This is a genomic window from Nocardia sp. BSTN01 (assembly GCF_015354405.1).
Taxonomy (GTDB): domain Bacteria; phylum Actinomycetota; class Actinomycetes; order Mycobacteriales; family Mycobacteriaceae; genus Nocardia.
The window spans coordinates 103,217-112,493 of the sequence record NZ_JADKYP010000019.1 but is presented as its reverse complement, the minus strand read 5'-3'; the positions used below and the strand labels follow the sequence as shown (position 1 = coordinate 112,493).

At 67.7% G+C, this 9,277-nt stretch carries 10 protein-coding genes; 3 read left to right on the top strand and 7 right to left on the bottom strand.

All coding sequences use genetic code 11. The annotated features are described in order from the left end of the window. Nucleotides 1-956, bottom strand: a 956-nt coding sequence (locus IRT45_RS17885) for an alkyl/aryl-sulfatase (protein WP_194806982.1), incomplete at its 3' end; no start/stop codon positions are given. Nucleotides 957-1,146: 190 nt separating this feature from the next. Between IRT45_RS17885 and IRT45_RS17880 the strand changes: the two genes are divergently transcribed. Beyond that, on the top strand, nt 1,147-1,371 hold the full coding sequence (locus IRT45_RS17880; protein WP_194806981.1) for a lipopolysaccharide assembly protein LapA domain-containing protein: 225 nt from the start codon (nt 1,147-1,149) through the stop codon (nt 1,369-1,371). Between the two features lie 5 nt (nt 1,372-1,376). Here IRT45_RS17880 and IRT45_RS17875 read toward each other — a convergent pair whose 3' ends face one another. The 6 genes from IRT45_RS17875 to IRT45_RS17850 all read right to left on the bottom strand — a co-directional run bounded on the left by IRT45_RS17875 (nt 1,377) and on the right by IRT45_RS17850 (nt 7,347). Further along, complete coding sequence (locus IRT45_RS17875) at nt 1,377-2,036, bottom strand: GAP family protein (protein WP_194806980.1); 660 nt, start codon at nt 2,034-2,036, stop codon at nt 1,377-1,379. 221 nt (nt 2,037-2,257) lie between these two features. Beyond that, nucleotides 2,258-2,872: a DUF4203 domain-containing protein gene (locus IRT45_RS17870; protein ID WP_194806979.1), complete on the bottom strand. Its 615-nt coding sequence runs from the start codon at nt 2,870-2,872 to the stop codon at nt 2,258-2,260. A 131-nt stretch (nt 2,873-3,003) separates the two neighbouring features. After that, a complete protein-coding gene (locus IRT45_RS17865) occupies nt 3,004-4,680 on the bottom strand; it encodes an AMP-binding protein (RefSeq protein WP_194806978.1) in 1,677 nt (558 codons plus the stop codon). 37 nt (nt 4,681-4,717) lie between these two features. Next, nucleotides 4,718-5,269, bottom strand: a complete 552-nt coding sequence (locus tag IRT45_RS17860; protein WP_194806977.1) for a nuclear transport factor 2 family protein — start codon at nt 5,267-5,269, stop codon at nt 4,718-4,720. A gap of 83 nt (nt 5,270-5,352) precedes the next feature. Then, entirely contained in the window at nt 5,353-6,516 is a 1,164-nt protein-coding gene (locus IRT45_RS17855; protein ID WP_194806976.1) for a CdaR family transcriptional regulator, read from the bottom strand. 96 nt (nt 6,517-6,612) lie between these two features. Continuing rightward, on the bottom strand, nt 6,613-7,347 hold the full coding sequence (locus IRT45_RS17850; protein WP_194806975.1) for an SDR family oxidoreductase: 735 nt from the start codon (nt 7,345-7,347) through the stop codon (nt 6,613-6,615). 163 nt (nt 7,348-7,510) lie between these two features. Between IRT45_RS17850 and IRT45_RS17845 the strand changes: the two genes are divergently transcribed. Beyond that, nucleotides 7,511-8,086 (top strand): TetR/AcrR family transcriptional regulator, encoded by a 576-nt coding sequence (locus IRT45_RS17845; protein WP_309241032.1) that lies wholly within the window; start codon nt 7,511-7,513, stop codon nt 8,084-8,086. A 229-nt stretch (nt 8,087-8,315) separates the two neighbouring features. Further along, the gene (locus IRT45_RS17840; protein WP_194806973.1) at nt 8,316-9,275 is read left to right on the top strand and encodes an endonuclease/exonuclease/phosphatase family protein; all 960 of its coding nucleotides are present in this window, start codon (nt 8,316-8,318) and stop codon (nt 9,273-9,275) included. Nucleotides 9,276-9,277: the final 2 nt, after the last annotated feature.

Here is a 9,277-nt window from a genome sequence, read left to right as displayed (position 1 = left end):
ACATCCGCCTGTGCGGCATAACGATTGATCGATTCGGTCAGATATTTCGACCACACATGCGGGTCGCGCACCAGGGCGCCACGCAGTGTGAGCAGATTGTGCAAGGTGTGCGTCGCGTTCTCCGCCATACACAGTGCGCGCCGGTCGGGAAAATAGAAATTCATCTCCGACGGCGCCTCGGTGCCCGGCGTCATCTGGAATTCGATGCGCACACCGTCGACGATCTCCGTCTGCCCGGTGTGGGTGATGTCGGTCGTGGGTGTGATGAGGGTCGGGGTTCCGGTCGAGGTCGTCGGCCCCAATCCGGCGCCGACCGCCCCCTTCGGCCCCCGCCCCAGGGCGGCGCCGTACATGTAGGCGGCGCGGCGGGCCATGGCGGTGCCGGCGTAGACGTTCTCCTCGACGGCATGTCCGACGAATCCCGCGGGCGCGAGAACCGGGCAGCGGCCCGCCGCGACATCCTCCGGCGTGGTCACGCCTTTGACGCCGCCGAAATGATCGATATGCGAATGCGAATAGATCACCCCGGTCACCGGCCGGTCACCGCGATGCGTGCGATACAGCGCGAGTCCCGCGGCGGCGGTTTCCCGGGAGATCAGCGGATCGATCACGATCACGCCGGTATCGCCCTCGACCACGGTCATATTCGACAGATCGAGCCCGCGAATCTGATAAATCCCCTCGGTCACCTCGAACAACCCTTGTATGGCACACAATTTCGACTGCCGCCACAGGCTGGGATGCACGGTGGGCGGGCATTCCGCGTCGAGGAAGGCGTAACCGTCGCTGTCCCACACCACATCGCCGGCCGCATTCTCGATCACACCGGGTTCCAGCGCCGCGATGAATCCGCGTCGCGCGTCCGCGAAATCCTGATCGTCCCCGAAGGGCAGGGCCCGGGTCGCCTCCTCGTTCTGTGTCCGCACACTCCCGGAAACGTCGCCCTGGCCGGTCATAGCACGCACCCCAATCTGCACGAAGGCTGGTTGTGTCGACTCGCCTGCGACATTCCCAGCTCGCTGGGGTGACGACCTCACCCGAGACGGGTGAAGTAGGAACGGCTCGTCCGGCGGATCATCGGCTCGACGGCATCCGGCGCTGCCGGTCGGCGATGCCCGTGTCATCGACGAGCCACAGGAGGAGACCATGGATCGGGCCGCAAAACCTTCCCTGCTGTCCCGCATCTCGCCGCGGCAGTGGGTGGCGATCGTGCTGGCGGTCCTGGCCGTCATCTTCGTCGCGCAGAATCATCATCGCGTCGACATCAACATCCTCACCGTGACCATCCGGTCGCCGCTGTGGCTGGTGCTGCTGATCATGTTCGTCGTCGGCTGGATCGTGGGCCTGTTCACCCGGCGCGGCCGCCGCTGACCCGGTCACAGTCCGCCGATTCCCTTTCCCAGGACGACGGCGCCCATCACCAGCAGCACGATCGCCATCACGACGTGGTTGTTCGCCTGTAACCACCGCCGGGCGCGATCGAGCGGTTCCCGCAGTCGTTCGGCGGCCACCAGATAGCCGATCACCACCACCAGCACACTGGCGGCCGCGATCACCGTGAACACCAGCACGGCGATCACCTGCGGGCCACCGCCGATCCCACTCGTGCCGATGGCCACCCCGGCCGAGACACAGAGCAGCAGATTCTTCGGATTCACCGCCGACAGCAGCGCGCCCAGGCCGACCGCGCCCACCGCGCTCAGCGTGTCGATCGCCCGCATCCATCCGGGTACGCCGGTGTCCGACCGCGACCGCCACTGCATCGCGGCCAGTCCCAGCAGCACGATGCCCAGCACGATCTTCACCCACGCGGTCACCGTCGAGGATTGCGTGTCCTGCGAATCCGACAGTGTTCCGGAGAGCACCACGAAAATCGCTGTGACGACCACGATTCCGAGCACCCAGCCGATCGCGAAGCCGGTTCCGGCGCGGGCGGCGTTCGCCGAGAGGATGATCAGAATGGCGGCGACGATCGGTATCGGTGAGATCGCGACACCGACCGCCAGGGGCAGCAGATCGCCGAGGACAGCACCCATGTCCGCATCACATCTGCGGGCGCCAGGTGGCGACGGCCCAGATCGAGATATCGGCGGCGAAACCCTGCCGCACGGGGTGGCTGTGGGCCGACGCCCGGCGCTGCCACGAGGTTGTCATCTCCGACTCCTTCCGAGCAGGGGTTCGGTGACGACTGTGCCGCGGGTGAGGCCCGCCCACCTCACCCGAATCGGATGAAGTGACGGCGGGCGGGATACCGGTCTCAGTGCCCGGTGGCGACGGCGCCGCCGCCCTTGTGCTTGTCGCGCCCGGCGAGATGGTCGATACCGAGCTTCTCGGCGAACAGATGGCGTTGCACGATCCAGCCCGCCGCCGACAGCGCGATCCAGGCCAGCGCCGAAAAGATCTGCTGCCACGTGGAATCCGGCGCCCGCAGGAACGACAGGTGATCGTTCATACGCCCGATGCCGCTCAGCATCATGCTCGCACCGCCGATCGAGGTCAGCCACAGCAGAGCGCGGGCCCGGTAGCGGTCGGCGAGGAAGCCACCGGCCACGGCGACCGCCAGGATCACGATCATGCTGAGCGCCCAGTTCTTGTCACCCGGTTGCAGCACCGACGCCAATTTGGCGCCGACCATAGCGCCGGTCAGCCCGCCGATGACAAAGGCCGCGAAGCGGAAGATCAGCGAGGTCACCACCCACGAGGAGAGCGCCCCGATCGCTCCGAACAGCAGCAGCCACAGGAACGACGACGTGAACAGATCCGCGATCAGCCAGCCGACGCCGAATCCGATCGCCAGGATCCCCAGGTGAACCGACCTGATTCCGTAGAAGCACAGCAGGGCTCCCACGAGCGCAACCACGATGCCGTTCATCACGACCCCTTCCGACCGTGAACCGCATGTGCGACGGTGCCGCGGTTTCACAGTAACCGCCCAGTTACCGCCGAGGGCGGGGAATGCGCGAGGCAGTTGCGGCATCCGCGAGCGGCGCCGATGCTATGCGGTTACACCAGGCGCTCCCGGCCGTAGGTCGCGAATTCGGCCTCCCATGCCTTCTTGTCCGCCGCCGTCATGGGTTCGTATTCGGGTTTGCCGCGGCCGATCCACCGATAGACGGTCTCGTCGGTGCGCCACGCCTGCTCCTGTAGCTGACGTTTGAGCACCTTGTTGGAGCCGGTGACCGGCAGATTCGCCGACACCCGAAGCAGTCGCGGCGTACCCTTCGTGCCGAGATCCCGTTGCGCGGTGAGGAATTCGGCGAATTCGCGCACATCGAACGACGCCGGGTCGGCGACCTCCACAGCGGCCATCACCTGGTCACCGGATCGCGGGTCCGGGACACCGAACGCGGCCGCGGCGATGACCGCGGGGTGGCGGCGCAGTACCTGTTCGACCATCAGGACGGAGGTGTTCTCCCCGTCGACGCGAATCCAATCGCCCTTGCGGCCTGCGAAATACAGGAAACCGTCGGTATCGATGTAGCCGAGATCTCCGGTCCAGTACCAGCCGTTGCGAATGCGTTCGGCATCGGCGGCGTCGTTCTTGTAGTAGCCCTCGAAGGCCAGCGCGCCGGCCTTGTCGATCATCTCGCCGATCGCCTCGTCGGGATTGCGGACCCGGCCGAATTCGTCGAGTTCGGCGCGCACACATTCGCGCAACGTATCCGGATTCACCACCGCGACACCGGCGTGTGCGGGACGGCCGAGGGCCGCGGGTGGGGCGTTCGGGTCCAGCGCCGCCAGGGTCGCACCCTCACTGGAACCGTAGCCCTCGAACAATTCGGCGCCGAAGCGGCGCCGGAATTCCCCCTGATCGGCCACCGACGCCTCGGTGCCGAAACCGCGTACCAGGTCGTTGTCACCGTCGTGTGGTGTTTCGGGTGTGGCGAGCAGATATCCCAGCGCCTTGCCGACATAGGTGAAGAAGGTCGCGCCGAAATAGCGGATATCCGGAAGGAATTGGGAGGCTGAGAATTTCGGTGTCAGGCATACCGTCGCGCCGACCGTCAGCGCCGGCGCCCACAACGCCATGATGGCATTGCCGTGGAACAGCGGCATACAGCAGTAGTCGACATCGTCGCGCACATGACCGTATTTGTCCCGCGCCGCGTACGCGACCATCGCCAGGCGGCGCTGACTGCATCTCACCGCCTTCGAGGTTCCGGTGGTGCCGGAGGTGAACAGCAACAGCATCAGCGCGTCCGGGCCGCCCGCGGCCGCCGGTTCGACCCGATGGGAATCGACGAGCGCGGCATAGCCGGGGTCGTCGACCAGCAGGTACCGGTCGTCGGGAAGGTCGAGATCCAGGTCGCGCAGGCGCGCCATCCCGGCCGCGTCGGTGACGATCAGCTGGCAGTCGACATATCGGATGTCCGCCGCCAGCTGAGCGTCACCGCGGGTGGGATTCAGGCCGGCGACCGTGGCCCCTGCCAGGGCCGCCGCCCCCAGCCAGAAGACGAAGTCGGGAACATTGTCCAGCAGGACCCCGATATGGAAGGGCCCGTCGCGGCGCAGCGAGTGCGCCAGATCCGCGCGGGCGGCCGATTCCCGGACCACCGCGTCCCAGGTCCAATCCCGGTCGCGGGTGCGCAGTCCGAGCCGCTCGTCACCGAGCCGGTCGAGCAGCAGGGTCGCGACATCCGCCCGGCGCACGTCCACGGTCGCAGGGGATGGTTCGGTCATTTCCGTATCGCCTTCCATCAGCCGAGTCTGGCCGTTCTCACGCCTTCGAGTGGACGAGTTCGACGTATTCACCGGGCAGTTCGTCGACACTCAATTTGCGGATCTCCACCGGTCCGGAGTGGTAGGAGTCCTCGCCGACGATCCGGCCCTCCGGGTCGACGGGCCACAACAGCAGCTGCCGGAAGACGACCAGATAGTCGGCCGCGGTGTCGTCGACGGGGAGGCCGATCTGTGCGGCATATGCGCCCGGATAGATCTGTTTCAGGAAGCCCTCGGTCACTACACAGCGATCGTCGACGACCAATCGGTCGAGGGCGTATTCGAGGATATTGCTGCGGCTCGCGACGAAATCCGAATAGTAGGTGTGCACGCCGTCCCATCCCTTCGGCCCGACATCCTGTCCGGCGTTCCAGAAGTGGTAGGCCGGTTCGGATACCAGCGTCCGCATGAGGCCGTCCAGATCCGGCTTCGCTTCGGCCTTCATATGTTCGATGACGATCTCGAGCACCTGCCGGTGCCGTGCGTTCGTGGTGGTGGCCAGCCGCTCTTCCAGCGGCGCCCAGGTGCGGTTCGGATCGATGACTGCCATGTCGAAACTCCTTCTGTCGCTGCGGATCATGACCGAGTCGAGTGATCCGGATCACCCGCCGCGTGTCGCCGGAAGGGCCGGATTCATCCGACACCCGTCGGATCGGCTCGCCCGGCCGCTCCCGGATCCGCGGCGAGTTCGGCCGAGGACAGCGCGATGCGACGCACCATCAGGGCGAGGGTGGCCATGAAGCGGTCGAGCGCCTCGTCGACGTCCCAGCCCATCACCGCCTCGACCTGCGCGATGCGCGCGGCCACGGTGCTGTGATGCAGATGCAGTTCCGCCGCGGTGCGCCGCAGCGATCCGAAGACGCAGAACGCCTCGAGCGTGTCGACGGCGAGCGCACCGGCCTCGGTGGCGGCGAATTCGTTGACTCGCAATACATCCGAGGTGCCCAGCAGTCGCTGCACGGGCAGCTCGCCGAGGAGGGCCAGGGATCCGAGGCGCTCGTAGGCGACCACCCGGCGCCCGTGCCAGGTCGAGGAGGCGAAACGCAACGCCCGCCGCGCCTGGTCCCACGACGTGGCGGCCGCGTAGGCCGGCAGCCGCTCCCCCATCCCCACCCACGGCCCGCCCGCACCTCGGCGCGATGCCGGAAATTCTTGCACCACAGCGGAATTCAGCACGTCCGACAGCTCCCGGCAGGTTTCCCGGTCCTGGATCAGCACCGCGGTGCTCGCGCCGATCACGGCCGAACGCACCAGCCGGCCCCGGGCCCCGATGATCCGGACCGCGTCCGCCGCACCGGGTCCCGACACCGCGATCACCCGCATCGGCTGCCCCGGATCGATCCCGAGCAGGCGCATGGCCCGCACCCGATCCTCGCGCCGTTGCTTCTCCGACAGCACCACCTCGAGCAGGGCGGGGTCGTCCAGACCCGTCGGCCCGGCCGCCGAACCGCGCACCGCCACCACCCGCAGACTGTGCCGCAGGCGATCCACCAGGACGGCATCGAGTGCGTGCGCGGCGCCGGCCCGCTCGAGCCACACCGCCGGTTCACCGCTCGCCTCCGGCGGCGGCATCATCGCCGGCAACGGGCGGCCGGCCGCGTCGTAGCGGATCGTCGTGCCGGACGGCCAGCTCGCGGCCGCCGGGCATTCGGCCAGCAAGGCCGCGGCCCGGACCACCGCATCCGCGTTGGTGTCGGATTCGTCGAAACCGTCGAAGTATCGGATCAGCCGCAACACGGCGTCCGGGTCCACACCGAGTTCGCGCAGTCGCGGCGCCTCGGCACCCGGCTCATCCATTCGCCCACCTCCGCTCCGGCGAGATATCCGCTCAGAATGGCAAGAGTGTGACCACTCTCCGGACGATTCCGGCGAATTCTCCCGCTGGGTGGGCGGTCAGGCGATGGCGCCGTTGGCGAAGATCACCTGTCCGTTGATCCAGCGACCCGGACCGGCCAGGAAGGCGACTGCTTCGGCGATGTCGTCGGGGGTGCCGAGCCGTTCCAGCGGGGACTGCGCGGCGAGGCGGTCGACGGCCTCCTGATCTTTGCCGTCGAGGAACAGGGGCGTGGCCGTGGGGCCCGGCGCGACCGCGTTCACGGTGATGTCGCGGCCCCGCAGTTCGCGGGCCAGGATCAGAGTCATCGCCTCGACCGCCCCCTTGCTCGCCGCATAGGCGGCGTAACCGGGAGGCGCCAAGCGGGTCACCGAGGTGGAGAACGTGATGACGGCGCCGCCCGAACGCACCCGCCGCGCGGCCTGCTGGGCGACGACGAAGGTACCGCGAATGTTGGTGCGGTGCATGCGATCCAGTGCGTCGAGATCGAAGTCGGCGATCGGTCCCAGCGTCATGATCCCGGCCGTGGCGACGACGACGTCGATCCCGCCGAAGGCGGCCTCCACCGCGTCGAACGCGGCAGCCATCGCGTGTTCGTCGGCCACGTCGCCGCCCACCGCCAGGGCTCGACCGCCGCGTCCTTCGAGTTCGGCCACGAGCTCGTCGGCCGCGGTCTTATTTGCGGCGTAGTGGACGCCGACGGCCATCCCGTCGGCCGCGAGACGCCGGGCGACGGCGCGACCGATGCCGCCCGACGCTCCCGTCACCAGTGCGACGCGCGTGTCTTCATCCATGATGCACTCCCTCGGATTTATGAACTGACAGTCCATATAATCAGATTGTGAACGCTGCGTCCATATGTCACGCTGTAGGAGTTCGGAAACGGAGGTCGAAATGCCCGAACAGGACGAGGCGGGGCGGAAGCGACGAGGCCGCGGCCGCCGTCCGGCTGCCGAAGTGCGCGCCGAAGCGCTCGACGCCGCCGGCGCGCTGCTCCTCGAATCGGGGATGGGCGCGTTCACCATCGAGGCGGTCGCCGAGAAGGCCGGCGTCAGCAAGACGACGCTGTACAAATGGTGGCCGTCGAAGGGCGCGCTCGCGCTCGACGGATACTTCCATGCCGTCGAATCCGCGCTCACCTTCCCGGATACCGGCGATATCGAAGCCGATCTGACCGCCCAGCTCCGCTCGTTCGTTCACGTCCTCACCCGCACGCGCGCCGGACGGGTGATCGCCGAACTCATCGGTCAGGCCCAAACCGATCCGGACCTGTCCGCCGCCCTGCTCGAACGCTATTCGGGACCGCGCCGCCGACTGGCCGTGGAGGCCATACGCCGCGCGCAGCAGCGCGGGCAACTGCGCGCCGATATCGATCCGGAGAGCGTCGTGGACCAACTGTGGGGCGCCTGCTACCACCGCCTGCTGCTACCGAATCTGCCGCTCGGCGAGCATTTCGCCACCACCCTGGTCACCAACGTGCTGTACGGCACGGCCGCACCGTCGGACGGCCGAAAACCCGTCCGGGAGGACTGAATACACTCACCACATCCGCGAGCCGATCGATCGATGGGAGTACCGTGCCGTTTCCCCCGCCCGAGCCGTGCGCGTACGGGATCCGCACAGTCGGCGACGAGCACGACAATCCCTGTCGGAGGACGGCCGAACGGCCTTGTCTCCCGGCGTCCTGCCTGCGGGATGCGACGACGGCGAACGAAGCCGCGCGGCGGGCGATCACCGGATCCAGGGTGCGGGGGTCGGGAGCGTGAAGGCGGCGTGGGGGCGGATCACGCTCGAATCGTTTGCGGTGGTCGCGACCCTGGTCGGCGCCGCCGGAGTGGCACTGCACTTCAATCGAACCGAGTCCCGCTGGCTGATTCTGGCGGCGTCGGGTGCGCCGTATCTGATGTGTGCCGCGCTGGTCGGGGTGGCACTGTTCGCTGCCGCGAAGCGGTGGGCCGGGGTCGCGGTGGCCATTGCCGTTGTGGGCGTGGCGATCTGGACGCAGGCTCCGCTGTATGTCGGCCGCTCCCCCGGCGATCACGGCACACCGGTGACGGTGATGCAGGCCAATCTGCTCTTCGACGGCGCGGATCCGCACGCGCTGATCGAGCAGGTGCGCGAACGCAAGGTCGGCATTCTGACCGTCGAGGAACTGACTCCGGCCGCGGTGCACGCCCTCGAGGGCGTGGGCCTGGACCGGTTGCTGCCGCATCGATATCTGTCACCCGGGCGCACCGCCACCGGTACCGGAATCTGGAGCGCCTATCCACTCTCGGACACTGTCGAATACGACGGATTCGTCCTGAACCAGCTCTCCGCGACCGCCACCGTCCCGGGGGTCGGACCGGTCAGCGTCTATGCCTTCCATCCGGTGCCCCCGATCTCCGGAATACACCTGTGGGCCGACGAATTGTCCCGGCTACGAGCCATTCTCGACCGTTCGCCCGCGGATCGGCCGGTGATCGTCGGCGGCGATTTCAACGCGACCTTCGACCATGCCCAATTCCGCGCGATGCTCTCCGACCGGTTCCACGACGCCGTCGAACAGGAGGGCGCCGGCCACCTCGTCACATATCCGACCGACAAGCGCTGGCCACCACTGGTCGGCATCGACCACATCCTGGTCGCCGACGGCCACGCGGACACCGTCGACACGATCCGCCTGCCCGGTGCCGATCACAAGGCGCTGATCGCGCAACTGCGCCTCACCCGCCCGCAGTAGCC

Excerpts from the sequence above, each read along its gene's own strand:
- IRT45_RS17880 (WP_194806981.1), top strand. The coding sequence starts at position 1,147 with ATGGATCGGGCCGCAAAACCTTCCCTGCTGTCCCGCATCTCGCCGCGG.
- IRT45_RS17875 (WP_194806980.1), bottom strand. The coding sequence starts at position 2,036 with ATGGGTGCTGTCCTCGGCGATCTGCTGCCCCTGGCGGTCGGTGTCGCG.
- IRT45_RS17870 (WP_194806979.1), bottom strand. The coding sequence starts at position 2,872 with ATGAACGGCATCGTGGTTGCGCTCGTGGGAGCCCTGCTGTGCTTCTAC.
- IRT45_RS17865 (WP_194806978.1), bottom strand. The coding sequence starts at position 4,680 with ATGACCGAACCATCCCCTGCGACCGTGGACGTGCGCCGGGCGGATGTC.
- IRT45_RS17860 (WP_194806977.1), bottom strand. The coding sequence starts at position 5,269 with ATGGCAGTCATCGATCCGAACCGCACCTGGGCGCCGCTGGAAGAGCGG.
- IRT45_RS17855 (WP_194806976.1), bottom strand. The coding sequence starts at position 6,516 with ATGGATGAGCCGGGTGCCGAGGCGCCGCGACTGCGCGAACTCGGTGTG.
- IRT45_RS17850 (WP_194806975.1), bottom strand. The coding sequence starts at position 7,347 with ATGGATGAAGACACGCGCGTCGCACTGGTGACGGGAGCGTCGGGCGGC.